This is a genomic window from Streptomyces sp. NRRL S-646 (genome assembly GCF_000720765.1).
Classification (GTDB): domain Bacteria; phylum Actinomycetota; class Actinomycetes; order Streptomycetales; family Streptomycetaceae; genus Streptomyces.
The window spans coordinates 571,088-596,940 of sequence record NZ_JODC01000010.1; the positions used below are offsets into that span (position 1 = coordinate 571,088).

Annotated in this window: 22 protein-coding genes; 4 read left to right on the plus strand and 18 right to left on the minus strand. The window is 70.3% G+C overall.

The window, feature by feature from the left end:
• Positions 1–4 precede the first annotated feature (4 nt).
• The gene (locus tag IH68_RS0128400; protein WP_030940463.1) at positions 5–709 is read right to left on the minus strand and encodes a hypothetical protein; all 705 of its coding nucleotides are present in this window, start codon (positions 707–709) and stop codon (positions 5–7) included.
• Positions 710–892: 183 nt separating this feature from the next.
• Here IH68_RS0128400 and gcl point away from each other — a divergent pair, with 183 nt between their 5' ends.
• Positions 893–2,677 (plus strand): glyoxylate carboligase, encoded by a 1,785-nt coding sequence (gene gcl, locus IH68_RS0128405; protein WP_030940466.1) that lies wholly within the window; start codon positions 893–895, stop codon positions 2,675–2,677.
• A 259-nt stretch (positions 2,678–2,936) separates the two neighbouring features.
• Here the strand turns inward: gcl and IH68_RS0128410 are convergent, their stop codons facing one another.
• The 17 genes from IH68_RS0128410 to IH68_RS50270 all read right to left on the minus strand — a co-directional run bounded on the left by IH68_RS0128410 (position 2,937) and on the right by IH68_RS50270 (position 20,568).
• Positions 2,937–3,176, minus strand: coding sequence for a hypothetical protein (locus IH68_RS0128410; RefSeq protein ID WP_030940469.1), 240 nt, complete (start codon positions 3,174–3,176; stop codon positions 2,937–2,939).
• Between the two features lie 369 nt (positions 3,177–3,545).
• Complete coding sequence (locus IH68_RS0128415; RefSeq protein ID WP_030940472.1) at positions 3,546–5,003, minus strand: catalase; 1,458 nt, start codon at positions 5,001–5,003, stop codon at positions 3,546–3,548.
• A gap of 177 nt (positions 5,004–5,180) precedes the next feature.
• Entirely contained in the window at positions 5,181–6,071 is an 891-nt protein-coding gene (locus tag IH68_RS0128420; RefSeq protein WP_030940475.1) for a 2-hydroxy-3-oxopropionate reductase, read from the minus strand.
• Positions 6,072–6,214: 143 nt separating this feature from the next.
• Positions 6,215–7,054: a TIM barrel protein gene (locus tag IH68_RS0128425; protein ID WP_030940478.1), complete on the minus strand. Its 840-nt coding sequence runs from the start codon at positions 7,052–7,054 to the stop codon at positions 6,215–6,217.
• A 179-nt stretch (positions 7,055–7,233) separates the two neighbouring features.
• On the minus strand, positions 7,234–7,917 hold the full coding sequence (locus IH68_RS0128430; protein WP_030940480.1) for a hypothetical protein: 684 nt from the start codon (positions 7,915–7,917) through the stop codon (positions 7,234–7,236).
• 24 nt (positions 7,918–7,941) lie between these two features.
• A complete protein-coding gene (locus tag IH68_RS0128435) occupies positions 7,942–8,442 on the minus strand; it encodes a hypothetical protein (protein WP_051833767.1) in 501 nt (166 codons plus the stop codon).
• Positions 8,415–9,686, minus strand: coding sequence for an MCE family protein (locus tag IH68_RS0128440; protein ID WP_030940485.1), 1,272 nt, complete (start codon positions 9,684–9,686; stop codon positions 8,415–8,417). The genes IH68_RS0128435 and IH68_RS0128440 overlap by 28 nt, the downstream gene beginning before the upstream one ends.
• Positions 9,683–10,954, minus strand: coding sequence for an MCE family protein (locus tag IH68_RS0128445; RefSeq protein ID WP_030940488.1), 1,272 nt, complete (start codon positions 10,952–10,954; stop codon positions 9,683–9,685). The genes IH68_RS0128440 and IH68_RS0128445 overlap by 4 nt, the downstream gene beginning before the upstream one ends.
• The gene (locus IH68_RS0128450) at positions 10,951–12,078 is read right to left on the minus strand and encodes an MCE family protein (protein ID WP_234341629.1); all 1,128 of its coding nucleotides are present in this window, start codon (positions 12,076–12,078) and stop codon (positions 10,951–10,953) included. Before IH68_RS0128450 ends, IH68_RS0128445 begins: the two co-directional genes overlap by 4 nt.
• Positions 12,075–13,055, minus strand: a complete 981-nt coding sequence (locus IH68_RS0128455; protein WP_030940492.1) for an MCE family protein — start codon at positions 13,053–13,055, stop codon at positions 12,075–12,077. Before IH68_RS0128455 ends, IH68_RS0128450 begins: the two co-directional genes overlap by 4 nt.
• A 254-nt stretch (positions 13,056–13,309) precedes the next feature.
• Entirely contained in the window at positions 13,310–14,347 is a 1,038-nt protein-coding gene (locus tag IH68_RS0128460; RefSeq protein WP_030940494.1) for an MCE family protein, read from the minus strand.
• Positions 14,344–15,579, minus strand: coding sequence for an MCE family protein (locus IH68_RS0128465; protein WP_030940496.1), 1,236 nt, complete (start codon positions 15,577–15,579; stop codon positions 14,344–14,346). Before IH68_RS0128465 ends, IH68_RS0128460 begins: the two co-directional genes overlap by 4 nt.
• 5 nt (positions 15,580–15,584) lie before the next feature.
• On the minus strand, positions 15,585–16,388 hold the full coding sequence (locus IH68_RS0128470; protein ID WP_030940498.1) for an MlaE family ABC transporter permease: 804 nt from the start codon (positions 16,386–16,388) through the stop codon (positions 15,585–15,587).
• A 9-nt stretch (positions 16,389–16,397) separates the two neighbouring features.
• On the minus strand, positions 16,398–17,168 hold the full coding sequence (locus IH68_RS0128475; RefSeq protein ID WP_030940500.1) for an MlaE family ABC transporter permease: 771 nt from the start codon (positions 17,166–17,168) through the stop codon (positions 16,398–16,400).
• The gene (locus IH68_RS0128480; RefSeq protein WP_030940502.1) at positions 17,165–18,106 is read right to left on the minus strand and encodes an ABC transporter ATP-binding protein; all 942 of its coding nucleotides are present in this window, start codon (positions 18,104–18,106) and stop codon (positions 17,165–17,167) included. The genes IH68_RS0128475 and IH68_RS0128480 overlap by 4 nt, the downstream gene beginning before the upstream one ends.
• A 347-nt stretch (positions 18,107–18,453) precedes the next feature.
• Complete coding sequence (locus IH68_RS0128485; protein ID WP_030940505.1) at positions 18,454–19,473, minus strand: RNA polymerase sigma factor; 1,020 nt, start codon at positions 19,471–19,473, stop codon at positions 18,454–18,456.
• A 117-nt stretch (positions 19,474–19,590) separates the two neighbouring features.
• The gene (locus IH68_RS50270; protein ID WP_234341631.1) at positions 19,591–20,568 is read right to left on the minus strand and encodes a lytic transglycosylase domain-containing protein; all 978 of its coding nucleotides are present in this window, start codon (positions 20,566–20,568) and stop codon (positions 19,591–19,593) included.
• A gap of 124 nt (positions 20,569–20,692) precedes the next feature.
• Between IH68_RS50270 and polX the strand changes: the two genes are divergently transcribed.
• The 3 genes from polX (at position 20,693) to IH68_RS0128505 (ending at position 25,853) form a co-directional block, all read left to right on the plus strand.
• Complete coding sequence (polX, locus tag IH68_RS0128495; protein ID WP_030940507.1) at positions 20,693–22,441, plus strand: DNA polymerase/3'-5' exonuclease PolX; 1,749 nt, start codon at positions 20,693–20,695, stop codon at positions 22,439–22,441.
• A gap of 114 nt (positions 22,442–22,555) precedes the next feature.
• Positions 22,556–25,195 (plus strand): hypothetical protein, encoded by a 2,640-nt coding sequence (locus IH68_RS0128500; protein WP_030940510.1) that lies wholly within the window; start codon positions 22,556–22,558, stop codon positions 25,193–25,195.
• A gap of 217 nt (positions 25,196–25,412) precedes the next feature.
• Positions 25,413–25,853 (plus strand): hypothetical protein, encoded by a 441-nt coding sequence (locus IH68_RS0128505; RefSeq protein ID WP_063763551.1) that lies wholly within the window; start codon positions 25,413–25,415, stop codon positions 25,851–25,853.

Genomic DNA, 25,853 nt, shown 5'->3' on the forward strand with positions numbered 1-25,853 from the left:
GGAACTACCGCACCCCGGTGGCGTCCAGCTCGTCGGCGAGGCTGTTGACCGGCTGCGGTGTACCCGTGAGGTCGAGGACGAACAGGGGGACGCCGAGGGTGTCCGCTCGGGTGCGGGCGTCGGTGGCGTAGCCGGCCAGGGAGAAGTAGACGCAGGCCGCCGACTCCGTCATGGCGGTCAGCCACAGGCACTCCACGTCCCGCAGCGAGGCCGGTCGTACGGTCGGGTCGACCTGGGCCAGCAGGCCACGGGCGGCGATTCCTATGCCGGACGGGGGCCGCTGGTCGGCCCGGCGGATGTCCCGGCAGCCGAGCCAGCGCAGATACACGGCGGCGGCCGTCACCGCGTCCCGGGCGGTGCGGATCGTGACGGGCTGGAAGGGCCGGCGGCGCCTCGGCGGGGCGGGCGCGGCCCCGGTGCCCGCCTCCGCCGCGGCGGTCTGCCCGGCCACCGCGATCCGCAGCACCGTCCCGCACGGACAGCCCAGCTCCGGGCGCGGCCACTGGTCCCGGCGGCCGCAGGAGCCGCACTGCAGCGTGACCCAGTCCTCCGCCCAGGCCCGATGGGTGACGGCCGTCGCCGTCCCGTGCCGGTCCAGCTGCGGGGCGACGGGCGCCCCGCAGGTGCACGGATACGACGGCGCCGCATAGAGGTGCTCGCGCCGGCAGGCCGGACAGCGCACCGAGACGCTCTCTGACATGGCCCACATCGTCCCCCAGTGGGCCCCCGCTTGTCCGTCTCTTGACGGCCTTCCCTCGCCCACCTACATTGTTTCCAGATAGTAGAAAATAGTTTCCGCAATGTGGAAACTAGATAGGGAAGTCGATTACGGAAGAGCCCACCGCGGGGCGCGACGGGAGGGCTGGTCCGACAGCCGAAGCAGGAGTACTCGATGGCACGTATGACCGCTGCCCGTGCGGCAGTTGAGATCCTCAAGCGCGAGGGCATCACCAACGCGTTCGGTGTGCCCGGCGCGGCGATCAACCCGTTCTACGCGGCGCTGAAGGCCTCCGGCGGCATCAACCACACCCTCGCCCGCCATGTCGAGGGCGCCTCGCACATGGCCGAGGGCTACACCCGCACGCACCCGGGCAACATCGGTGTCTGCATGGGCACTTCGGGGCCCGCGGGGACCGACATGATCACCGGCCTGTACTCGGCGATCGGGGACTCCATTCCGATCCTGTGCATCACGGGCCAGGCCCCGACCGCCGTGATCCACAAAGAGGACTTCCAGGCCGTCGACATCGCCTCGATCGCCAAGCCGGTCGCGAAAATGGCGGTCACGGTGCTCGAGGCCGCACAGGTCCCCGGCGTCTTCCAGCAGGCCTTCCACCTGATGCGCTCCGGCCGTCCCGGCCCGGTCCTCATCGACCTGCCGATCGACGTGCAGCTCACCGAGATCGAGTTCGACCCGGAGACGTACGAGCCGCTCAAGGCGTACAAGCCGGCCGCGACCCGCGCCCAGATCGAGAAGGCGATCGGGCTGCTGAACGAGTCCGAGCGGCCGCTGATCGTCGCGGGCGGCGGAGTCATCAACGCCGACGCGGCCGAACTCCTCGTCGAGTTCGCCGAGTTGACCGGCATCCCGGTCGTCCCGACCCTGATGGGCTGGGGCGTCCTGCCCGACGATCATGAGCTGAACGCCGGCATGGTCGGCCTGCAGACCTCGCACCGCTACGGCAACGCGACCTTCCTGGAGTCCGACTTCGTCCTCGGCATCGGCAACCGCTGGGCCAACCGCCACACCGGCAAGCTGGACGTCTACACGGCCGGCCGCAAGTTCGTCCACGTCGACATCGAGCCCACCCAGATCGGCAAGATCTTCGCCCCGGACTACGGCATCGCGTCCGACGCGAAGGCGGCTCTCGAGCTCTTCGTCGAGGTGGCAAGGGAGCTGAAGGCGGCCGGCAGGCTCCCCGACCGCTCCGCGTGGGCGGCCTCGGCACAGGAGAAGAAGGCAACTCTCCAGCGCCGTACGCACTTCGACGACATCCCGATCAAGCCGCAGCGCGTCTACGAGGAGATGAACAAGGCCTTCGGACCCGAGACCCGCTATGTCTCGACGATCGGCCTGTCCCAGATCGCAGGCGCCCAGATGCTGCACGTCTTCAAGCCGCGCCACTGGATCAACTGCGGCCAGGCGGGCCCCCTCGGCTGGACCATCCCGGCCGCGCTCGGTGTCGCGAAGGCAGACCCGGAGGCACAGGTCGTCGCCCTGTCCGGCGACTACGACTTCCAGTTCATGATCGAGGAACTGGCGGTCGGCGCACAGCACAGGATCCCGTACGTCCACGTCCTGGTGAACAACGCCTACCTGGGCCTGATCCGGCAGGCGCAGCGGGCGTTCGACATCGACTTCCAGGTCAAGCTGGAGTTCGAGAACATCAACTCGCCCGAGCTCGGCGTCTACGGCGTCGACCACGTCAAGGTCGCCGAGGGCCTGGGCTGCAAGGCGATCCGGGTGACCGACCCGAACGAGCTGGGTGCGGCCCTGGAGCAGGCCAAGAAGCTCGCCGCCGAGTTCCAGGTGCCGGTCGTCGTCGAGGCGATCCTGGAGCGCGTCACCAACATCGCCATGTCGACCACCAACGACATCAGCAACATCGTCGAGTTCGAGGAGCTCGCGACGGAGCCGGGGCACGCCCCGACGTCGATCAGGACGCTGAAGGTCTGACCCGGCCGACAGCTGAGGGGCGGTCCAACCTGCCGGTTGGGCCGCCCCTTTCGCGTGCCCGGCTCCCAGGAGCCGTCCCCCGTTTCCCCCGTGCGATCCCCCGTTTCCCCCGGCATGGGGCCCGCCGCCCCCGTGCCGACGGGCCCCATGTGACGTGAATATCCCCTCGGGTGGGGGCGGCTGAAGCCTCTTGAACCATGTTCAGAGCAGGATTTGAGGTTTGCGTAGACGTCCTACGTTCCCGGATGTACGTACGTGTTCACGGCCCCTCGTGGTGTTCCGACAGCCCGGGCCAGTCGTCCGGGCCGCCGCCCTGCCACTCGATGAGGTCGCTCTCCTCGACGTCCGTGACGTACAGGTCGGCCAGGCGCAGGATCTCGCTGACGTCGTCCACGTGGGTGGCGATCCCCAGCGTCTCGTCGCCCTCCGTCACTCGTCGGGAGCCGTCCAGGGCCGGCGAGTGCACCACGATGTGCGGATGCTCCGTTGGATGTGCCATGCCTTCAGCGTCCTGCGGGCCGCGCCGATCCGCACCCCCACGAACGCCGAAAGGCGCCGGATGCGGGACCGTCCGCATCCGGCGCCGCTCGGCCGGTGAGGTCTTCGGTTGTGGCCGTCCGGCGGTGCGAGGCTGGGCGCGACAGGACGTTCGCGCCGCCGGACGGAGTCGGTGGGTTGTGGGGAAGGTGGCTGGGACCGCGGCGGGTGCGACGGAACCGCGGCGCCGCTTCCCTCAGGTCGAAGAAGCAGTGCCCGGGACCTTCACCACCGCACTGGCTCGCACGCCGCCGCGGTCCTTGCCTCGCCCGCCACCGCCGGCCGGCCACCCCTCATCCGGGCCGTCCGGCGGTCGCGGGCCGCCTGTGGGTCAGTCCTCGCGCAGGGCGCGGACCGCCTCCTCCACGCGCTTGCCGTACTCGGGGTCGGCGGCGTGGAAGTGGGCCAGGTTCTTCTCGATCACGTCGTCGCGGGAGACCTGGGAGAGGCCGCCGGCGATGTTGGCGATCAGACGGGACTTCTCGTCCGAGGACATCAGGCGGTACAGCTCGCCCGCCTGGAAGAAGTCGTCGTCCTTGGTGTGCAGCGGGGCCTCGTGGGTGCCGGTGTGGCCGGTCAGCGCCAGCGGGGCCGACAGGGGTCGGCCGGTCTCCACCGGGCCGTCGTAGGAGTTCGGCTCGTAGTTCTTCGCCCCGCGGCCCTGGGAGTTGGTCGCCATGAAGCCGTCGCGGCCGTAGTTCTGCGCGGTCGTCGCCTTCGGCGCGTTCACCGCGAGCAGGGTGTGGTTGACGCCCAGGCGGTAGCGGTGGGCGTCCGCGTAGGCGAACAGGCGGCCCTGGAGCATCTTGTCCGGCGAGGGGCCGATGCCCGGGACGAAGTTGTTCGGGGAGAACGCTGCCTGCTCGACCTCGGCGAAGACGTTGTCCGGGTTGCGGTCGAGGACCAGGCGGCCCACGCGCTGCAGCGGGTAGTCCTTGTGCGGCCACACCTTGGTGAGGTCGAAGGGGTTGAAGCGGTAGTCCGCCGCCTCGGCCGCCGGCATGACCTGCACGTACAGCGTCCAGGACGGGTTCACCCCGCGCTCGATGGCCTGCAGCAGGTCCGTCTGGTGCGAGTTCGGGTCCTTGCCCGCGATCTCGGCGGCCTGCTCGGAGGACAGGGAGCGGACGCCCTGGTTGGTCTTGAAGTGGTACTTGACGAAGAAGGCCTCACCCTCGGCGTTCGTCCACTGGTAGGTGTGCGAGCCGTAGCCGTTCATGTGGCGGTACGAGGCCGGGATGCCGCGGTCGCCCATCAGCCAGGTCACCTGGTGCGTGGCCTCGGGGGCGTGCGCCCAGAAGTCCCAGACGTTGTCCGGCTCCTGGCGGCCGGTGAACGGGTCGCGCTTCTGCGAGTGGATGAAGTCCGGGAACTTGATCGGGTCCTTGATGAAGAACACCGGGGTGTTGTTCCCGACGAGGTCGTAATTGCCCTCTTCCGTATAGAACTTGACCGCGAAGCCGCGCGGGTCGCGGACCGCGTCCGCACCGCCCAGCGAGTCGGCCACCGTCGAGAAGCGCAGGAAGACCTCGGTGCGCTTGCCGACCGTGCCCAGGAAGTCGGCGTACGTGAACCCGGTGACGTCGTCCGTCACCTCGAAGTAGCCGTATGCGCCCGAGCCGCGGGCGTGCACCACGCGCTCCGGGATGCGCTCGCGGTTGAAGCGCGCCAGCTTCTCCAGGAGGTGCTGGTCCTGGAGGAGGAGCGGTCCGCCGATGCCGGCGGAGGCGGAATTCTGGTTGTCGGCGACCGGGGCGCCGGACTCGGTCGTGAGCACGCGCTTCGACATCGTGGACCTTCCGTGCGGTAGCACTTCCGTGCGGGTGGCAGCGGAAAACTTCTTCCGCTTGGTGGAGCCTAGGAGTGGGAGAAACCGAACGTCAACAGTTTGTTGAAGTTGATTCCGGGCCGCGGCGCCACCTGGGCGCGACAGGACAGATGTCAGCGGCGCCGCGACCCGGAAGTCTCAGAGCTGAGCGCCGGAGAGGCGCTCCACGGCCCGCAGCAGGGCCGAGTGGTCCAGGCCGCCGTCGCCCTGCGCACGCAGGCTGGCGACCAGCTGGGCGACCACGGCGCCGACGGGCAGGGCGGCGCCGACGTTGCGGGCGGCGTCGGTGACGATGCCCATGTCCTTGTGGTGCAGGTCGATGCGGAAGCCCGGCTTGAAGTCGCGGGCGAGGAAGTTGTCCTTCTTCCGGGTCAGCACGGTCGAGCCCGCGAGGCCGCCGTTGAGGACGTCCAGCGCGGCCTTGAGGTCCACGCCGGACTTCTCCAGGAAGACCACGGCCTCGGCGCACGCCTGGATGTTCACGGCGACGATCAGCTGGTTGGCGGCCTTCACGGTCTGGCCGGAGCCGTGCGGACCGCACAGCACGATGGTCTTGCCGAGCGCCTCGAGGATCGGCTTCGCCAGGTCGAAGTCGGCCTGCTCGCCACCGACCATGATCGACAGTACGGCCTCGACGGCCCCGGCCTCACCGCCGGACACCGGCGCGTCCAGTACCCGGATGCCCTTGTCCTTGGCGGCCTTCGCCAGGTCGACGGAGGTCTGCGGCGTGATGGACGACATGTCGATCAGCAGCGCGCCGGAGCGCGCGTTCTCCAGGATGCCGTCGGGACCGTACGCGATCGCCTCGACCTGCGGCGACGCGGGCACCATCGTGATGATCACGTCGGCGTCCCGCACGGCCTCGGCGATCGAACCGGCAACGGTACCGCCGGCGGCCGCCAGGCGGTCCAGCTTGTCCTGCTCCAGGGTGAAGCCGGTGACGTCGTAACCCGCCTTGATCAGGTTCTCGGACATGGGGGAGCCCATGATGCCGAGGCCGATCCAGGCGATCTTGGGGAGGGTGCTCATGATGGGGTACCTCTCTGAACTGCACTGCTACGTCAGTGAATTGACGCCGGTTGGTGAAACCCAGCCCGTCCGGCGATTGAGGACGAGGCCGTTCAGGCCGAAAAGCGGGGGTCTGGGGGCGGCAGCCCCCAGACGACGGCAAGTCAGCGGGCGGCGCGGTGCTCCACCGGCAGCCAGCCGAAGGCCTCCGCACTGGGCCGGTCGCCCGGCTTGTACTCCAGCCCGACCCACCCCTCGTAACCGGACTTCTTCAGCTGGTCGAGGAGTTCCTCCAGCGGGAGCGAGCCCGTTCCCGGCGCCCCGCGGCCCGGGTTGTCCGCGATCTGCACGTGACCCGTCTGTGCCGCGTACTGCTCGATCACCGACGGGAGGTCCTCGCCGTTCATGGACAGGTGGTACAGGTCCATGAGGAACTTGGCGTTGCCGAGCCCCGTCGCAGCGTTGACCTTGTCGACGATGCCGATGCCGGCCGGAGCGGACACCAGCGGGTAGAGCGGCGACTCGGGCTGGTTGAGCGTCTCGATCAGCAGGACCGCGCCGATGCGGTCGGCGGCACGGGCCGCGAGGACCAGGTTCTCCAGGGCCAGCGCGTCCTGTTCGGCCGGGTCCACGCCCTCGACGCGGTTGCCGTACAACGCGTTGAGTGCCTTGGTGCCGAGCGACTGGGCGAAGCCCGCGGCCACCTCGATGTTGGCGCGGAACTTCTCCGACTCCTCACCCGGGATCGACAGGGCGCCGCGGTCGGGGCCGGGGAGCTGTCCGGCGTAGAAGTTCAGGCCCGTGAGCTGGACGCCCGCGTCCTCGATCGCCTTCTTCAGGGCGTCGAGCTCGGACAGCTCGGGGGTGGGGGAGTCGACCCAGGGCCACCACAGCTCGACCGCCGTGAAGCCGGCGGCGGCGGCGGCCGCGGGGCGCTCCAGAAGCGGGAGTTCCGTGAAGAGGATCGACAGGTTGACGTTGAAGCGCTGCTCTGCAAATCCCATGGGGTCGGCGCTCCCTTCCGTGGCGACTGTGGCTGCTCGGCTATTCCGTATAGCGGAAGTTGATTTCTGCTTAATGGAAGACTGCCTGTGGACAGGGAGGACTGTCAAGAGCGCCCGCCGAAGGGCCGACAAAAAAGTGCCCCCGCGCGGAATGCGCGGGGGCACGGTGAAGCGGCTGATCACAGGGCGTCGACGGCGCTCACCTTCCAGCCCTCGGAGGTACGGCTCATCGTCATCCGCACCCGGTTCAGATCCAGCCGGGAGCCCGAGACCTGGGTGCTCTGCGTGACCTGGTTGACGAAGAGCAGGACGGTGACCTTGTCCGGTGACGCAGAGGCGACGGAGGCCGCGGGAACGGTCGCCTTCACCACCCCGTGGTACTTCTTCGCCGTCGGCCCGACCACCGTCCTAGTGGTCTTGCCGTACTGGTCCTTGAAGTGCCCGTTCAGCAGCGTGCGGGCCCGGGCGAAGTCCTGATCCAGATGCCGGTAGTCGTACGACAGCACGACCGGCGCCGCCTTCTTCGCGGCCGCGAGCGCCTGCGACCGCGCGCTCTCCGCATGCTGTCCCTGCGCGTACTGCCGGCCGAGCAACGAGGCGGCGACCAGAGCCGCGACCAGCAGGACGCCGAGGACCACGGTGAGCAGCCTCCGCCCGGACCGGGGCGCAGGCGCGCTGCCCTCCGGCTCCGCCAAGGTGTCCGGGTCCTGTTCCAGAGTCTCCGGCGAGGGCGCCGGCGGGTCTTCCCAGCTGTCCGGGGCCGGCGGCTCGGGCCGCTTCAGGTACTCCACCCGCTTGGCGCGCTTGGCCGCCGCACGGGCGGCCGCGCTCATCGTGCGGCTCCGGGTGGTCGGGTTCGCCATGGTCGTACTCCTCACTGGGGCCCGTCAGCCCACGAACTCGACGTCGGACGTCAGCCAGCGCCCGCCCCGGTACACCAGGTCGAGCTGCAGCCGGTAGGTGCGCGCCTCCCCCTGGGGCGCGGCGGTGTTGGTGACCTTGCTGTCGGCGACCACCAGGACGCGGCCCGAGTGTGCGTCGGAGCGGACGATGCCGGCATCCAGGACCTGCCCCTCGGACACCGATTTGTTCTCGGCGACGAGCTTGGTCAGCTGTGCCGTCTGCGCGGTGAACTGCTTCTTGAAGTCACCGGTGGCGCCCTTGAGGACGTTCGCGCTGTCCCGGTCGTAGTGCCGGTAGTCGAGCGAGGTGAAGTTCAGCGCGGACTGACGGGCCGCGGCCAGGATGTCCTGGCGCCGCTGTTCCGTCTCGTGCCGGTCGTGCAGGGCGAAGCCCAGCCATCCCGCGACCGCGGCGGTGAGGACGGTCGCCACGACCAGCCCCACCGCGAGGACCCTGTTCATGCCATCGGGCCGACGAGCAGCCATTGCCACGACTCCTTTCCGAACACCGTCTGCTGGCCGCCCGTCGAGCCGATCTCGACGGGCCTTCCGTCCGGACCGGTCGCGGTGCCGGTGTCCGGGTCGTACGGCGTGATGTACGCCGCCTGGTTCGCGCCGCCGGACGACGCGCCGGGGGCGTTCTGTGCGCCCCGCACCGACGTCTTGCCGCCGCGCGGGGCGGCGCAGTGCGCGTCGGTGTCGGCCGCACGGGTACTGGTGTCCGAGGGGTCCCGCCAGGTGGTGCCGTATCCCTTGGTGCACGGCGGCGGGTCGCCCGCGTTCACCACCAGCCCGAAGTGGGTGGTCCCGTCGCCCGGGACGACCGTGTAGCTGCCCGCGACCAGCGCCGGGAAGGTGACGAGGGCCTGCTCCACGCCGGGCAGGTGCGCCAGCGTGACCCGGCCGCCGCTGATCAGGTTGGCCAGTAGGACCGACAGCCCGGGGCCGGTCGACTTCAGCAGCGAGTCGACCTGCTGGGCGGCCGGTGTCGCGTTGCCGATCACCTTGCGCAGGTCCCCGTCGCTCGATTTCAACTGCGCGCTGAGCGCCGCCAGATCGTGCGCGAACGACTTGATGGACGAGCCCTGGTCGGCCTGCGTCTTCAGGACCTTACGCGAGTTCTCGATCAGCGAGATCGTCTCGGGCAGGGACTGGGACGCCGACTCCACGAGCGCGTTGCCCGAGTCCACCAGGCGGCTCAGGTCGGGGCCGGTGCCGTCGAAGGCCTTGCCCAGCTCGTCGACGGTGACCCGCAGGTCGTTCTTGCCGACCGAGTTCACCAGCCGGTCCAGGCTGAGGACCAGGTCGGTGGTGGGCAGCGGCACGCGGGTGCTGCCGCGCGGGATGGCGCTGCCGTCGAGGAGATACGGGCCGTGGGAGGTGCGCGGCTGCAGATCGACGTACTGCTCGCCCACCGCCGACCGGTCCGCCACCACGGCCAGGGTGTCCGCCGGGATGCGCGGCGCCCCGTCCTTGATGTCGAGGGCGACCGAGACGCCGTCGGCGCCGCTCAGCCGCAGCGCGCCGACCTTGCCCACGGGCACCCCGCGGTAGGTGACCTCCGCGCCGGGGAAGATGCCCCCGGAGTCGGCGAAGTCGGCCCGCACGGTGTAGCCGCGGCCCAGGACGTCGTCCACCAGGCCGGTGTACTCGGCGCCGACGTAGGACACCCCGACCGCGGTGACGGCTGCGAAGGCCACCAGCTGGGCCTTGACCGTACGAGTGATCACGGCTGGACCCCCTTCAGCATCAGCTCGGCGAGCGCGAGGTCGATGCCCTCGGGCGGCTTCGCTCCGGTGGTGTAGCTGCTCGTGCACACCGGCGGACACAGCGGCCCGCCGCCGCCCGAGGGTGACGACGGCACGGAGGGCGACGACGGCAGGCTCGGTGTGCTCGGCAGCGGGGCCGGCGTCGGGACGCTCGGCACATCCGGGAGGCCCGGCGGGGCCGAGCTGCCGGGTGTCGGCGAACTGCCGTTGCCGTGGCCGGAGTTGCCGTCCGCCACATTCCCGTACAGGTCCGCCAGATCGAGATCCGCGGTGATGTGCAGGTTGACGTAGTCGCCCTTGACGGCGTCCACGGCATTGCGCGGGAACGGGTAAGTGGTCAGCAGCTCAAGGGAGTTGGGCAGGTCGTTGCCCGACTTGTTCAGCTGTTGCAGGATCGGCCGGAGCTTTTTGAGGTTCGCGACCGTGTCGTCGTGCGAGGCATCGACCACCTTGGTGCCCGCCTTGCCGAGCTTCGACAGGGAGGTGAGCATCTTCGTCAGGTTGCGCCGCTGGTCGGCCAGGACCTTCAGGGCGGGCGGCATCGTGTCGACGGCCTCGGCGATGGTCTTCTTCTCCTTGCCGAGCCGCCCCGCGAGCCGGTCGACGGCCTTGATCGCGCGGACGATGTCCGCCTTCTGCTTGTCCAGTCCGCCGACGAACGTGTTCAGCTCCTTCAGCAGTGACCTGACCCGGTTCTCCCGGCCGTCCAGGGCCTTGTTCAGCTCCACGGTGATCGTCTTCAGCTGGGCGACCCCACCCCCGTTGAGCAGGGCGGACAGTGCGGACAGCACCTCCTCGACCTCCGGGTTGCGGCCGCTGCGGGAGAGCGGGATGCGGTCGCCGTCGCGGAGCCGGCCCACGGGGGCGGTGCCGGCCGGGGCCGCGAGCGCCACGTACTTCTCGCCGAGCAGACTGGTCTGCCGCAGCTCGGCGACCGCGTTCGCGGGCAGCTTCACCGAGTCGGCGACCCGCAGCCGTACACGCGCGTGCCAGCCGTCCAGCTCCACCTTCTCCACCGCGCCCACGGTGACGTCGTCGACCTTCACCGCCGACTGCGGCACCAGGTCGAGGACGTCACGGAAGTCGACGGTGACGTGGTAGGCGTGCCCGTCGTCGGCGGCACCCCCTGGCAATGGGACGTCGTACCAGCCGTTGAACTCGCAGCCGGACAGCAGCAGCGACCCCACCGCCGCCCAGGCGAGCGTCCCGGCCTTGCGTCGTACGCTCATGCGCTCGCCCCCAGGATCCCGCCGAGCGTCCGGTCGACGGTGCCCGTCACCGCGGTGCCCTGCGTGGGCAGTTCGGGCAGCGAGTCGAAGAGCTTCTTCAGCTCCTTGCAGTCGGGGTTCCTGCCGCCCTCGTCGCCGGTCGTCCGCAGGATCGAGCACAGCAGCGAGGCCGGGTCCTGAGCCTGCTGGGCGTTGTTGCGGGTGTCGAGGGTGCCGGAGGACGGGTTGTAGGCGTTGTTGAGGTTCGACATGCCCGTGGGCGCGACCCGCAACAGCTCGTCCAGGGCGGCCCGTTGGGTGACGAGCACCTTGGTCACCTTGCTGAGCCCCTTCACGTCCGTGGTCAGCGACTTCTTGTTGTTCTTCACGAACGCGGACACGTCGCCGAGCGCTGTCCCCAGGTTCGTCAGCGCGTCCGCGAGGTCCTGACGCTCGCCCGAGAGCTGCTGCGCGACGTCGGCGAGACTGGTGTTGAAGGACCGCACGCTCTTGTCGTCGGCCGCGAGTGCGGCGGTGAACACCTGGAGGTTCCGCACCGTCCCGAACAGGTCCTTGCGGCCGTCGGACAGGGTGGTGACGGCCTGCGACAGGTCCTGGACGGTCCGGTTGAGGTTCGCGCCCTGCCCGTCGAGGTTGTCGGCGCTCACCCCGAGCAGCCGGGAGAGGGAGCCGTCCTTGTTGGCGCCCTTGGGGCCCAGCGCCTCGGCCGTGGTGTGCAGGCTGTCGAAGATCCGGTCCAGTTCCACGGGTACGGCGGTGCGGTTCTCGGGGATGACGGTACCGCTGTGCATGACCGGGCCCTTCCGGTACACCGGCAGGAGCTGCACGTAACGGTCGCTGACCACCGAGGAGTTGATGATCGCGGCCCGGGCGCCGGCGGGGACCTTGCGCCCGTGGTCGTACTCCAGCTCCACCCGCACCCGCTCTCCCTCGGGCGTGATCTTCTTGACCTCGCCGATGCGGACGCCGAGGACGCGGACGTCCGAGCCGGGGTAGATGCCGACGGTCCGCGGGAAGTACGCGGTGACCTGCACCGGCTCGGGCCGCGGCCACAGCACATAGGTGAGGGCGGCGACCAGGACCAGTGCGGTCAGCACCGCCAGTCGTCTCGTCAGGCGCTTCACGGGGTGCCTCCCGTCCGCGGCGTCACCGGAGCGGCGACGAGGTTCTGGACGTAGGAGTCGAACCAACGGCCGTTGCCCAGGGCGTTGGTGAAGACCCGCACATACGGAGCGAGCAACTGCACGCTGCGGTCGAGGCTTGCCTGGTTGCGTTCGAGCATCTGCACCACACGCTTCAGGCCCTGCAGCGCGGGCCCGATCTCCTTCTCGTTGTCCTGGACCAGGCCGGAGAGCTCGATGCCGAGCGCGGCGGAGGTCTTCAGCAGCTTGTGGATGGCCTCGCGCCGCCTGCTGATCTCCTTGAACAGCTGGTCGCCGTCCTTGACCAGGGCGGTGAAGTCCTTGGAGCGGTCGGCGAGCACGCCGGTCGTGCCCCTCGCGTGGTCGAGGAGTTCACCGAGGGCCTGGTCGCGGGAGGCGACCGTGCGGGAGATCTCCGACAGGCCCTTGATGGACGCGCGCACCTCGGCGGGCGAGTCCTGGAAGGTGGTCGAGATGGTGTCCAGGGCCTTCGCCAGCCGCCCGGTGTCGACCTTCTCCGTGGTGGTGGTCAGGTCGCTGAACGCCTGCACGACGTCGTACGCCGGGACGGTGCGCCTGAGCGGGATCTCGCTGCCCGGCCGCAACTGGCCCGGCCCCTGGGGCTGCAGCGCGAGGTACTTGGCGCCGAGGATCGTCTTGATGCGGATCGACGCGCCGGTGTCGGTGCCGAAGCGCGGATCGCCCTTGACCTTGAAGGTGACCTTGACATGGTCGCCGTCCAGGTCGACGGTCTCGACCTTGCCGACCTTCACCCCGGCGATCCGCACCTCGTCACCGGGCTTGAGCCCGCCCGCCTCCGAGAAGGCCGCGCTGTACGTGTTCCCGCCGCCGATGAACGGCAGGCTGTCGGCGTTGAACGCGGCCACGGTCAGCAGCGCGAGGACGGTGAGACCGACGGCTCCGATGACGACCGGGTTTCGTTCGCGGAACGGGATCAGGTGTGGCCGCCGTATCCGTATGCGCGGCAGCTTGGGCGGGTCGATGCGCACCTTCATCATGGGCTGCGGGCGCGGCGTCGCACGGGGCGGCAGCGGCCGTGGTTTCCGGAGCCGTAGGCGAGGCGGCTCGATGCGCACCTTCATCAACGGTTCCGGCTTGCGCGGCCGGGGCGCACGCCGGGGCAGCCGTGGCCTCGGTAGCTTCGGCGGGTCGATACGCACCTTCACCAGCGGTTCCGGGCGGTTCCTGCGGGTCATGAGCCGCACCTCGCCCTCGCCACGTGCAGGTCGGGGGTGAGCGCCTGCTTCGTCTTCGGCAGCACGATCCGGCCGTCGAAGTCGCAGAGGTAGAAGTTGAACCAGGAGCCGTAGGACGCGGTCCCCGTCAGTGCGTTGAGCTTGTTCGGCAGCCGCTGCAGGACGCCCTCCACGGTCTTCTCGTTGTCGTTCAGCGTGCCGGTGAGATCCGTCAGCCGGGCGATGTCGTCCTTCAGCGGCGGCCGCGCGTCCTTCAGCAGCCCCGAGGTGGCGTCCGTCAGATCGCCGATGTTCGCCAGCGACTGGCCGATGGGCCCCCGGTCGGCGGACAGACCGGAGATCACCCGCCGCAGCTGCTGGAGCAGTTCGGAGAAGCGCGTGCCGCGCTTGTCGAGCGTCTTCAGCACGGTGTTGAGGTTGTCGATCACCGACCCGATCAGCTTGTCCCGGCCGGCCAGGGTCGTGGTGAGGGAAGCCGTGTGTGCCAGCAGGCTGTTGACCGTGCCGCCCTCGCCCTGCAGCGTCTTGATGATCTCGGTGGCGAGCTGGTTGACGTCCGACGGGCTGAGCGCGGCGAACAGCGGCTTGAAGCCGTTCAGCAGCGCGTTCAGGTCCAGCGCGGGCTGTGTCCGCTTCAGCGGGATCGTGCCGCCCGGCTTCAGCGGGGTGCCGTCGCCCGCACCCTCGGTGAGGGCGACGTACCGCTGCCCGACCAGGTTGCGGTAGCGGATGACGGCATGGGTGCTGGTGAGCAGCGGCCGGTGGGCACCGACGGTGAAGGTGATCTCCGCCAGCGTACGGTCCTTGATCCGGATGCCCTGGACCTGGCCGACCCGCACTCCGGCGACCCGGATGTCGTCGCCCTTCTCCAGGCCGGTGACATCGCTGAAGACGGCACGGTAGGTGCGGTCGGGCGTGAACGAGAGGTTCACGATGGTGGCGGCGAGCAGGGCCGTCGCCACGATCGTCACCAGTGCGAAGAGGCTGAACTTGATGAGGGGAGCGGCGGTCTGCCGCGCTGCCGAGGTCCTCATACGACGCTCACCGCCGTCCCGCGGGCCATCGGCCCGAACAGCAGCGTCGCGACCGGCGGCACTTCGTCGGCGGGCACCCCCAGCACGGGCGACACGAGCGAGCCGACGGCCCGCTGTTCGGCCCGGGTGGCGGAGACACCGAGCGGACCGGACGAACTGCCCCTCCGGGAGCCGTCGTTGAGGTGGAACCCCGGTGCGGGCACCGAAGGGTGCGGCAGATCCCGGCAGTTCGGCCCGGACCGGTCCGCGTACCGAGGCTCCTCGCCGGGCCGGTACGCCCCCTGCTGCCGTACGACCTCGAGCGTGATGTGCATCTTGCCGCCCCGGAACGCCTGCTCGGAGGCCTGCTCCTCGTGGACCAGGCCCGCGAAGAGGCACGGGTACTCGGGGGAGTAGCGGGCGAAGAGTTCGAGGGTCGGGCGGGAGACCCGCCCCAGAGTGATCAACCGGTCGCCGTTCGCGTCGAGGAAGTCCTGAGCGGTGCCGGCGGCGCCGGCTGTCGTGGTGAGGGCAGTCGCGAGCCGGTCCCGCTCCGCGACCAGCGTGCGGCTGGTGGTCACGGTGTTGCGCAGGATCTCCATCAGGTCCGGCGCCGCGTCGCCGTACACCTGGGCGACCTCGGCCAGCCGGGCGAAGTCCTCGGTGAGGGACGGCAGATGAGGATTGAGGCGGTGCAGATAGTCCTCCACGCGCGTGAGGTTGTCGCCGATCCGGTCGCCGCGGCCTTCGAGGGCGGTGGCGAACGCGGAGAGCGTGGCGTTGAGCTTGCCGGGCTGCACGGTCCGCAGCAGCGGCAGCAGGTCGTTCATCACCTGCTGCAGTTCGATGCCGACGCGGGTGCGGTCCTGGGTGATGACGTCACCGGCGCGGATGGGCCGGGCCGAGGAACGGGCGGGCGCGACCAGGTCGACGTACTTCTCGCCGAACAGCGTCTTGGGCAGCAGCCGGGCCCGCACGTCCGACGGGATGTCGGCGGCGTACTCCGGCTTCAGCGCGATGTCGAGCGTCGCCCTCCGCCCGTCGGCATGCACCGAGCGCACTTCGCCGACCAGCAGGCCGCGCAGTTTGACGTCGGCGCGCGGGTCGAGCTGGTTGCCCAGGCGGTCGGCCTCCAGCCTGATCCGCACGGCCGGGGTGAACGCCTGCCGGTACACGGCGACGGACAACGACAGCAGCAGGGCGAGTACGGCGAGGAACACCACGCCGTACAACCGCAGTCTCCACACCCTCATACGGTTCACCCCGCAATCCGCACGGTCGTGTTGGCGCCCCAGATGGCCAACGAAAGGAAGAAGTCGAGGACGTTGATCGCCACGATCGAGGTCCGCACGGCACGCCCCACCGCGACGCCGACACCCGCCGGGCCGCCGCTGGCGTAGTAGCCGTAGAAGCAGTGCACGAGGATGATCAGGACGGCGAAGACCAGCACCTTCCCGAAGGACCACAGCACGTCGACCGGCGGCAGGTACTGCTGGAAGTAGTGGTCGTAGGTGCCCGCCGACTGCCCGTAGTAGCCGGTGGTGATGGTGCGCGCGGCGAGGTAGGAGGACAGCAGCCCGATCACGTACAGCGGGATCACGGCGACGAACCCGGCGATCATCCGTGTGGTCACCAGGAACGGCAGCGAGGGCACGCCCATGACCTCCAGGGCGTCGGTCTCCTCGCTGATCCGCATCGCGCCGAGCTGGGCGGTGAAGCCGGCGCCGACGGTCGCGGACAGCGCGAGTCCGGCGACCAGCGGGGCGATCTCCCGCGTGTTGAAGTACGCCGAGAGGAACGCCACGAAGTTGGAGGTGCCGAGCTGGTTGAGCGCCGCGTACCCCTGGAGCCCCACCTCGGTGCCGGTGAAGAAGGACAGGAAGGCGATCACACCCACCGTGCCGCCCACGACGGCGAGGGCACCACGGCCGAAGCTCACCTCGGCGAGCAGCCGCAGGATCTCCTTCTTGTACCGGCGCACGGTACGGCCCGTCCACGCCAACGACCGCCCGTAGAAGGAGAGTTGACGGCCGAGCTCCTCCAGGCTCCTCAAGACTGCCATGTCTGTGCCTCAGCCCCTCTGCGGGACGACCTGGAAATACACCGCGGTCATCACGAAGTTCGTCACGAACAGCAACATGAAGGTGATCACCACCGACTGGTTCACGGCGTCGCCCACACCCTTCGGACCGCCCTTCGCGGTCAGTCCCTTGTACGAGGCGACGATCGCCGCGATCGCCCCGAAGACCAGCGCCTTGATCTCGGCCGCCCACAGGTCGGAGAGCTGGGCGAGGGTGGTGAAGGAGGCGAGGTAGGCGCCCGGGGTGCCGTTCTGCAGGACGACGTTGAAGAAGTAGCCGCCGGCGACGCCGACCACCGACACCAGCCCGTTGAGCAGCACCGCCACCACCATCGAGGCCAGCACCCGTGGCACGACCAGCCGATGGATGGGATCGATGCCGAGGACCTGCATGGCGTCGATCTCGTCGCGGATCTTCCGGGCCCCGAGGTCCGCGCAGATGGCGGTGCCGCCGGCGCCCGCGATCAGCAGAGCGGTCACGATCGGCGAGGCCTCGCGCAGCACCGCCAGAACGGAGGCGGCCCCGGAGAAGGACTGGGCGCCGAGCTGCCGGGTGAGGCTGCCGATCTGCAGCGCGATGACCGCCCCGAAGGGGATCGACACAAGTGCCGTCGGCAGGATGGTCACACTGGCGACGAACCAGGCCTGCTGGATGAACTCCCTTGCCTGGAACGGCCGTCGGGGCATCGTCCGGACGACGTCCAGCGCCATCGCGAACAGGTTCCCCGACTGCCGCAGCGCTCCGGTCGGCGACAGTCTCATACGTCCGCCACCGCCTTACGGCGCCTGAGCTCCGCCTCCCGCCGGGCGATCGCCTCCCAGCGTGGTGGCCGGGTGATGGCGGGCCCCGGCAGCAGGCGGGGAGTCAGAGCCTGGCTGCCGGGTGTCTGTGTGGGGTCACCCAGTTGCGCCAGCTCCTGTTCGACCTGGGCCGCGTCCTTCTCCTCCGCCATGCCGATGGGACCCTGCATCCGCCCGTTCAGGAACTGCCTGACGACCGGCTCGTCACTGGTCAGCAGCTCCTCCCGCGGCCCGAACATGACCAGCTCGCGGCGGAACAGCAGCCCGATGTTGTCCGGTACCTGGCGGGCGGAGGCGATGTCGTGCGTGACGATCAGGAAGGTCGCGTCGATCTGGGCGTTGAGGTCGACGATGAGCTGGTTGAGATAGGCGACGCGGACAGGGTCGAGCCCGGAGTCGGGCTCGTCGAAAAGAATGATCTCGGGGTCGAGGACCAGTGCCCGCGCCAGCCCCGCCCGCTTGCGCATGCCCCCGGATATCTCCCCGGGCAGCTTCGGCTCCGCTCCGATGAGCCCGACCATGTCCATCTTCTCCAGCACGATGCGCCGGATCTCGCTCTCGGACTTACGGGTGTGCTCGCGCAGCGGGAACGCGATGTTGTCGTAGAGGTTCATCGAGCCGAACAGTGCGCCGTCCTGGAACAGCACACCGAACAGCTTCCGCACCTCGTACAGCTCGTGCTCGCGCAGCCGTGTGATGTCCCGACCCGCGATCTTCACGCTGCCCCGGTCCGGCTTCAGCAGCCCGACGAGCGTCTTGAGGAACACCGACTTGCCGGTGCCGGAGGGACCGAGCATGACGGACACCTCCCCGGCGGGCAGCGTCAGCGAGACGTCCTGCCAGATGACCTGGTGACCGAAGGACTTGGTCAGCCCTTCCACACAGATCTCGACACCCATCCGGTCCACCTCTCGGCCCGTGGAGCAGCTCCGACATCTGCTCTACGGGGAGGGGCGGGGGGTCCGTCGCGGGGGAGGAGGATTTTTTTCAGAGGGGGCGTCCGGCAGGGCTGGCGGGCGGGTGCGGTCGGCTGGTTCGGTACGCCGGATGTGCGTAACGGCCCGGGGCCCGGCAGGGGTGGTGCTGACAGGCGGGCCGGGCCGGGCGCACTCGGCAGGTTCGACGCACCCCGAACGCAGGGATGGCTCGGGCCGGTCGCAGCCAGGCCCCCTGGCAGGGCGCGGCATCGAGCGGGGTTGCTGCGGTCTGTTGCGGAGGTGCGGGGGACTCCGGAGGAGTGGGGGCGTTACGGCAGGTCGGGCGGCGTCGGTGTGGGGACCGAGACCGGTAGGGACGGGGCGGCGGGAGTTGAGGGGAGGCTGGGCAGGGCCGCAGTCGGGGTGGGGACGTCCGGCAGGGGGGAGAGGTCGGGTGCGCTCGGCAGGGCCGGGACGCCGGGGACCTCGGGGACGGCCGGGACCGGTGACAGTGACGCCTTCGGGAGCGGCGGTACCGACAGGGGGAGCAGAGAGCGGTCGTGGGTGCCGGTCGACGGTGCCGACGTGGTCGACAGTTCGCGGGCGTTCGCGGCGGGCGTGCGGCCGGCGTTTTCGGGGCGTACCGTTTCGGCGGCCTTCCCGGGGGCGGGGGACGTGGCAGGCGGGCTGGTCGTGGCCGGGCGGCCGCCGTCCAGGGCGTACGGCAGGACGAAACCCGCCACCGCCAGCGTGGCCGCCGTCGACGCGGCCGCCACCGCCTGCGCCTTGCCGCCCGCCCGCAGCCGCCCCCGCCCGAACAGGAACAGCACGAACCCGAGCGTCCCGGCGAGCGAGGCGCGCAACGTCCGCCGGGCCCGGGCCAGCAGCGACTCGACGGTCCGGTAGCTCAGCCCCATCCGCACGGCGACCTGGCTCACGTCCAGGTCCTCGGACTTCAGCCGCAGCGCCTCCGCCTGCCGCGCAGGCAGCTCACCGCTGCGCACCGCCAGCCACCTGGCCTCCGCCCGGTCGCACACGGCCTCCTCCACCGGCACCGGTCCGGGCGCGATCAGCGTCGGGCTGGTGCGGACCTCGGCCTCCCGGTTGACCTGCCGGTACCGGTCCACGCACAACCGCATGGTCACCGTCGTCAGCCACGCCCCGAGCCGCTCGTCGTCCAGGTCCGGCCGCTCGGCCGCGCGCAGCATGGCCTCGTGCACCGCGTCCTCGGCGTCCTCCTGGCTCATCGACCTGCGCCGGGCCACCCTGAGCAACTGCTCACGGTGGCTCCACATGCGGCGCCAACGTTCGTCGGCAGCTCTTGCCTCCGCAGGCATCTCCGTCGCCATGAGGGCCCCTTTGCGCTCACCCACCGGTCTCGTCCCAGCCCGGCGGAGGGCGACATTACCGCCCGGTAGCGGCGGTTGTGGAGGGGGGAGCGGTCATCGAGTCCGCGCCGTTACTGGTCAGCCACTGGTCAGCGGGAGGCCGCTGGGCAGCACGTTCTCGGTCGGCAGGGCGATGGACGGGGTGGGCATCGGGGCGATGGGCTCGGGTGAAGTGCCGGTTACCGGACGGGAGTTGGAGGGGGTCGGGGAGGCGGGCGCGGACGGGGTGGTGCTCGGCCGACGGGACGGCTCCCGGGTCGGTTTCGGGGCCGGGGCGGGTTTCGCGGGGTGCGAGGGTTCGGGACGCGCCGAGGACCGTACCGACGGACCCGCGGAGCCGTCCGGCACCACCGTGTGCCCCTCCAGGAAGTACGCGTACCAAGCCCTCACCGTGCGCAGATAGGCCTCCGAGTGGTTGTAGCCGAGGATCGCCCGGTCCAGTCCCGCGGGCTCGGACAGATCCCCTCCGGCCGCGCACAGATACCGCCCGGCAGCGAGCGCCGCGTCGAAGACGTTGCCCGGGTCGGCCCGCCCGTCGCCGTTTCCGTCCGCTCCCCAGCGGGCCCAGGTGGACGGAATGAACTGCATCGGGCCCACCGCACGGTCGTACACCGTGTCCCCGTCGTACGCGCCACCGTCCGTGTCCGGTACGACGGCGAAGGCACCCCCGTCCAGACGCGGACCCAGGATCGGCGTCACGGTCGTGCCGTCCGCTCTCACCCGGCCGCCGTCCGCCTGCCCCGACTCCACCTGCCCGATCGCGGCCAGCAGCTGCCAGCGCAGCCCGCAGCCGGGCGCGGTACGCGCGAGCTCCGCCTCGGCCCGGCGGTACGCGGCGAAGACCGTCGCGGGCACCGCGCCGCCCGCGACCGCCGGTGCCCCGCCCTCGTGGCCCTTGTGCTTCCGCGCGAGCGGGGGCAGCTCCGTGCGGTACGGGGCGTCGCCGGACACGCTCGGCCCGTGCTCCGCGGGCTGCGCCACCGGCGCCTGTGCCCCTGCCGGGGTCGCCCCCGGCGCCTGCGACGCGGTCAGCGCCGCCATCGCCGCCGCTGCCACTGCCGTACCCCTGACTCGTCTGGCCCTGCGCCCTGTCACCTTGCGGTCCCCTCCCTGAGAGCTCCTGTCATCTGCTCTACGGGGGAGGACGGCACGTCCGTCGCGGCATGCCTACCCTGAAGGTGTGGCCCGGTCCAACGACGAGGTCGCCGCGCTGCTGCAGGAGTACGCGGACCTGATCTCGATCACCGGAGGAGACGCGTTCAAGGCACGCGTCTACGAGAAGGCTGCCCGGTCGGTCGGCGGCCACCACGGCGACGTCGCCACGCTCGACCTCAAGGGCCTGCAGCAGATCCCGAACGTCGGGAAGTCGATCGCGCAGAAGGTGCTGGAGTACTTCGACAACGGAAGCGTCTCGGCCGTCGAGGAACTGCGCGCGAAGATCCCCGCCGGGGTCCGGCGGCTGACCGCCATCCCCACGCTCGGCCCGAAGAAGGCCCTGACGGTCTACGAGGAGCTGGGCATCTCCTCGGTCGACGAACTCGCCGACGCCATCCACGAGGAGCGGCTGCGCGACCTGAAGGGCTTCGGGCCGAAAACGGAGGAGAACATCCTCCACGGCATCTCGCTCCTGCAGTCCTCCGGGGGACGCGTCCACATCGACCTGGCCATGGGCCTCGCCGACGACATCGTCGCCGAGCTGTCCGCCGTGCCGGGCTGCCTCCGCTGTGCCTACGCGGGGTCGCTGCGGCGGATGCGCGAGACGATCGGCGACATCGACATCCTCGCCGCGGCCACGAAACCGGCCCCGATCATGCGGGCGTTCACCGAGCTGCCGTACGTCACCGAGGTGATCGGCACGGGCGAGAAGAAGACGTCCGTGCGCACCAGCAAAGGCCTCAACGTCGATCTGCGGGTCGTACCGCCGGACTCCTGGGGTGCGGCACTGCAGTACTTCACCGGCTCCAAGGCGCACAACATCCGTACCCGCGAACTGGCCGTGCACCAGAAGCTGAAGCTCTCCGAGTACGGGCTCTTCGACGTCGAGAGCGGCAAGAAGATCGTCTCCGAGACCGAGGAGGAGGTGTACGCCCGGCTCGGGCTGCCCTGGATCCCGCCGGCGCTGCGCGAGGACCGCGGGGAGATCGAGGCCGGGCTGCACGGCGAACTGCCCGACCTGGTGACGGAGGCGGACCTGCACGGCGATCTGCACTCGCACACCGACCTCACCGACGGCCTGGCCCCGCTGGAGGAGATGGCGCAGGCCGCAGCCGCGCGGGGCTGGGCCTACTACGCGATCACCGACCACGGCCCGGACATGGCCATGCAGCGCATGACCGACGAGCGGATCCTGGCCCAGCGCGAACGCGTGCGCGAGCTCGACGGGACGTACGCCACCCGGGGCAGGCGCGGCGGTCTGCGGCTGCTGCACGGCGTCGAGCTGAACATCGGCCCGGACGGCGAGGTGGACTGGCCCGAGGAATTCCTCGCCGGCTTCGACCTCTGCGTGGCCTCCGTGCACTCGCACTTCAACCAGGGGCGCGAGGCCCTGACCCGGCGGATCGTAAGGGCCTGCGAGAACCCGTACGTCAACATCATCGGCCACCCCACCACCCGCATCATCGGCAAGCGGCCCGGCATCGACGCCGACCTCGACGCGATCTTCGCCGCCTGCGCCCGCACCGGCACGGCCCTGGAGGTCAACGCCCACCCGGACCGCCTCGACCTGCGTGACGAGGACATCCTGCGGGCCGCGCGGCACGGCGTGAAGTTCGCCGTCGACAGCGACGCCCACGCCGTCCCCCACCTGGCCAACATGCGCTACGGCATCGGCACCGCCCAGCGCGGCCGGCTCACCCGGGAGGACGTGGTCAACACCTGGCCGGAGCGCCGACTGCGGAGCTTCCTGCGGAAAGGGCGGCAGGCCCCCTGAACGGCCTGTAGGTGACAGGTTCTGGTCAAGGCTTGTCCAAAAAGCGGACGTCTATCACCGCTCATGATCGGGTCTCCTGCGACGGCTGTACGACCACCCGTTTGGGAGGATCTGGTGTCCGCACCAACCCGTAAGAGACGATGGTTCACGATCTGTGCCATCACCGCGTCCGCCGCACTCGTGGCGATACCCGCAGGCGCCGCGTCCGGCAGGACGAAGACTCCCTTCGGAGCCCGCAACCTTTCTCAACTCGCCGCCGAGCGGACGCAGTCGGTCGGCACCATGAGCCCGCGGCTGAAGGGCGAGGACGGCGACGACGGCAATGAGGCGGACGAGATAGCCGAGGGCGCGGACCAGTACGCCGAGGCCCGCACCTCACCCGGCATCGTCGCCCCCGGCGCGTACGGCGCCGCCTGGACGAGCCTGACCAACCTGCCGAGCAGCGGCGGCAGTTGGCGCGACATCACCGACCTGCCGTACAACTCCGACGACTCCCGCTACCGCGACATCGACTCCAACTCCAGTGGCGGCTCGGGCAATGTCACCGGCCGTATGGCCGCGATCGCCGCAGACGACGACGGGTACGTGTACGCCGGCAGTGCGGGCGGCGGCGTATGGCGGTCCAAGCGCGGCGGTGGGCACTGGAAGCCCATCAGCGACAGACTGCCCTCGCAGTCCACCGGCGCGCTCGCGCTGGACGGCGGCGGACGACTGTGGCTGGGCACCGGCGAGGCGACCACCAACGCGGACGCGTATCTCGGCAGCGGCGTCTACGTCCTGTCCCACCCGCACCACGGCACCTTCTCCGCCCGCAGCCGGGTCGGCGGCGACGAGCTGGAGTCCACCACCATCCACGAACTGCGCTTCGGCGGCGGCAAGGTGTGGGCGGCGACCAGCGAGGGCGTGTGGAGTCACTCCACGAAGACGCTCAAGGGCGCCTGGAAGCTGGAGTTCGCGCCCAACCCCGACTATCTGCCGGGCGGTTCGAAGGCGACGGACGACTCGGCCGCGTACAAGAACATCGCCAACGACATCGCGATCGACCCCAAGGATCCCTCCAAGGTGATCCTGGCGGTCGGCTGGCGCAGCGGTGACGACTACAACGGCTTCTACACCAAGGACTCGAGCGGCGCCTGGACGCGGATCACCAGCGGCTTCGGCGACCTGCCGACCGACGCGGACAACGTCGGCAACGTCACCTTCGCCCGCTCCGCCGACGGCTCGCGCTACTACGCCATCGACCAGTCGCCGGAGCAGCTGAACACCAACCCTGACAGCGGACTCGAGGGCATCTACAGCTCCGCCTCGCCGTTCGGCCCCTGGACGAAGATCGCCGACTACAAGGGTCTGGCCGCCGACGGCTCCGCGCTGACCACCAGCGGCTACATGCCCGGCGTACAGGCCTGGTACAACCAGTTCCTGACCGTGGACCCGAGCGACCCCAAGCACGTCTATGCGGGCCTGGAGGAGGTCTACGAGACCAAGGACGGCGGCACCACCTGGTCGACCGTGGGCCCGTACTGGAACTTCACCTTCTCCTGCTGGTCCGTCGACCCGGCCAAGCAGACCGGTGACTGCAACCAGACCACCCACTCCGACCAGCACGGCGTCGCGATCGGCAGCTACCACGGCAAGAGCTTCGTGTACGTGGGCAACGACGGCGGCGTCTACAAGCGCCCGGTCTCCGGCGCCCAGGACGCCTCCGGTCACGCCACCGACTGGACCTCCCTCAACGACGGCACCATCGACACCCTCCAGTACTACTCGGTGGGCATCGGCAAGGACCTCGACCACGGCGGTGTCTCCGTCACCGGCGGCCTGCAGGACAACGGCCAGTCCGTCCTGCGCAGCAACGACAAGGTGATGGGCTCCAACTTCGGCGGCGACGGCGGCGACACGCTCACCGACCCCGCCAACGGCTGCAACATCGCCGAGGAGTACGTCTACCTCGCGATCCAGGTGACCCAGAACTGCGCGGTCAACGACGGCAGTTGGACCACCGACGCGAGCAAGGCCACCTCGTACAACGTCGCCCCGGCCGACAACGCCACCAACGAGGCCCGCTTCATCGCCCCGCTCGCGACCGACCTGAAGAGCTCCTCGACATGGATCGCGGGCGGACGCCATGTGTGGGTGCAGACCCACGGCTACGGCATCCGCAGCGGCAAGGAGTGGACGAGCCTGTACGACCTCGGCGCCGGCCGCACCGCGACCGCCGTGGCGGCATCGGGCGGCAAGGTGTACGCGGCCTGGTGCGGGCCGTGCAACAACCAGGGCTTCGCCCGCGGCATCTCCGTCGGCAACGCGGACGGCACCGGCTGGCACGACATCACCCTGCCCGTCGACGGGACCGTACCGAACCGCTACCTCAGCGGCTTCGCCGTCGACCCGAAGAACGCCGACCACGTCTTCCTGGCCGTCAACGGCTTCTCCCGGCACTGGACGGAGGGCCCCGGCGCCGGCGTCGGCCATGTCTTCGAGTCCGCCGACGGCGGCACCACCTGGAAGGACATCTCCGCGAACCTGCCCGACGTGCCGACCAACTCCGCGATCGTCACGCCCAACGGCGGCCTCGCCGTCGCGACCGACCTGGGCGTCGTCTACCGCGCCCCGGGCCACACCAAGTGGCAGCGCGTCGGAAACCTCCCGGCCGTCGCCGTCCTCCAGCTGAAGCTGGGCCCCGACGGCAGCACCCTGTACGCGGCCACCCACGGTCGCGGTATCTACACCATCAAGGTGCGCGACTGCGACTGACGCACGACCGCATGGTGAGAGGGGTGCCTCCCGGTTTCTCGGGGGCACCCCTCCCGCGCTGAGCAGCGGAAAGCGCCTGGAGCTGCTCGATCTGCCGGGCCAGGGGGAGCGCACCGCCGACGCCCTCGCCCAGGCCGCCGGCCTGCATCTGACGACCGCCTCGGCGCACCTGCAGACCCTCAAGCAGGCCGGTCCGGTCGCCGCCCGGCGGGACGGCGTGCGCATCCACTACCGGCTCGCGGGCGACGACGTCGCCGCCCTGTACGCCTTGCTCCGCCATGTCGCCCGGGCCCACCAGGACGCGGTCGAGCCTGCCCGGACCGCCTGCCTCGGTCCCGCCGACGGGGAGGAGGCCGGCCGCGAGGAGCCGCTCGCCCGTGTGGCGGGCGGCGAGGTCGTCGTCCTGGACGTGCGGCCCGCCGCGGGGGACGAGGCCGGCGTGCTCGCCCACGACGCCGTACGACTGCTGCACGCACGCGGCCGCCGGGCGCTGCTGCTGGTGGACGGAATGCCGGAGTGGCGGCCGGCCGAGCTGCCCGTGGAGAGGGAGCGCGCGGGGTTATCCCCGCGTCCGAAAGCGTGCGTGGCTTCCCGGGCGAGGGCGGCGTGGCGACTGCGGGGCGGAGGGATGCCCTGGTCGGTTAGGGTCGCCTCGTGA

Excerpts from the sequence above, each read along its gene's own strand:
- IH68_RS0128400 (WP_030940463.1), bottom strand. The coding sequence starts at position 709 with ATGTGGGCCATGTCAGAGAGCGTCTCGGTGCGCTGTCCGGCCTGCCGG.
- gcl (WP_030940466.1), top strand. The coding sequence starts at position 893 with ATGGCACGTATGACCGCTGCCCGTGCGGCAGTTGAGATCCTCAAGCGC.
- IH68_RS0128410 (WP_030940469.1), bottom strand. The coding sequence starts at position 3,176 with ATGGCACATCCAACGGAGCATCCGCACATCGTGGTGCACTCGCCGGCC.
- IH68_RS0128415 (WP_030940472.1), bottom strand. The coding sequence starts at position 5,003 with ATGTCGAAGCGCGTGCTCACGACCGAGTCCGGCGCCCCGGTCGCCGAC.
- IH68_RS0128420 (WP_030940475.1), bottom strand. The coding sequence starts at position 6,071 with ATGAGCACCCTCCCCAAGATCGCCTGGATCGGCCTCGGCATCATGGGC.
- IH68_RS0128425 (WP_030940478.1), bottom strand. The coding sequence starts at position 7,054 with ATGGGATTTGCAGAGCAGCGCTTCAACGTCAACCTGTCGATCCTCTTC.
- IH68_RS0128430 (WP_030940480.1), bottom strand. The coding sequence starts at position 7,917 with ATGGCGAACCCGACCACCCGGAGCCGCACGATGAGCGCGGCCGCCCGT.
- IH68_RS0128435 (WP_051833767.1), bottom strand. The coding sequence starts at position 8,442 with ATGGCTGCTCGTCGGCCCGATGGCATGAACAGGGTCCTCGCGGTGGGG.
- IH68_RS0128445 (WP_030940488.1), bottom strand. The coding sequence starts at position 10,954 with ATGAGCGTACGACGCAAGGCCGGGACGCTCGCCTGGGCGGCGGTGGGG.
- IH68_RS0128460 (WP_030940494.1), bottom strand. The coding sequence starts at position 14,347 with ATGAGGACCTCGGCAGCGCGGCAGACCGCCGCTCCCCTCATCAAGTTC.
- IH68_RS0128465 (WP_030940496.1), bottom strand. The coding sequence starts at position 15,579 with ATGAGGGTGTGGAGACTGCGGTTGTACGGCGTGGTGTTCCTCGCCGTA.
- IH68_RS0128470 (WP_030940498.1), bottom strand. The coding sequence starts at position 16,388 with ATGGCAGTCTTGAGGAGCCTGGAGGAGCTCGGCCGTCAACTCTCCTTC.
- IH68_RS0128475 (WP_030940500.1), bottom strand. The coding sequence starts at position 17,168 with ATGAGACTGTCGCCGACCGGAGCGCTGCGGCAGTCGGGGAACCTGTTC.
- IH68_RS0128480 (WP_030940502.1), bottom strand. The coding sequence starts at position 18,106 with ATGGGTGTCGAGATCTGTGTGGAAGGGCTGACCAAGTCCTTCGGTCAC.
- IH68_RS0128485 (WP_030940505.1), bottom strand. The coding sequence starts at position 19,473 with ATGGCGACGGAGATGCCTGCGGAGGCAAGAGCTGCCGACGAACGTTGG.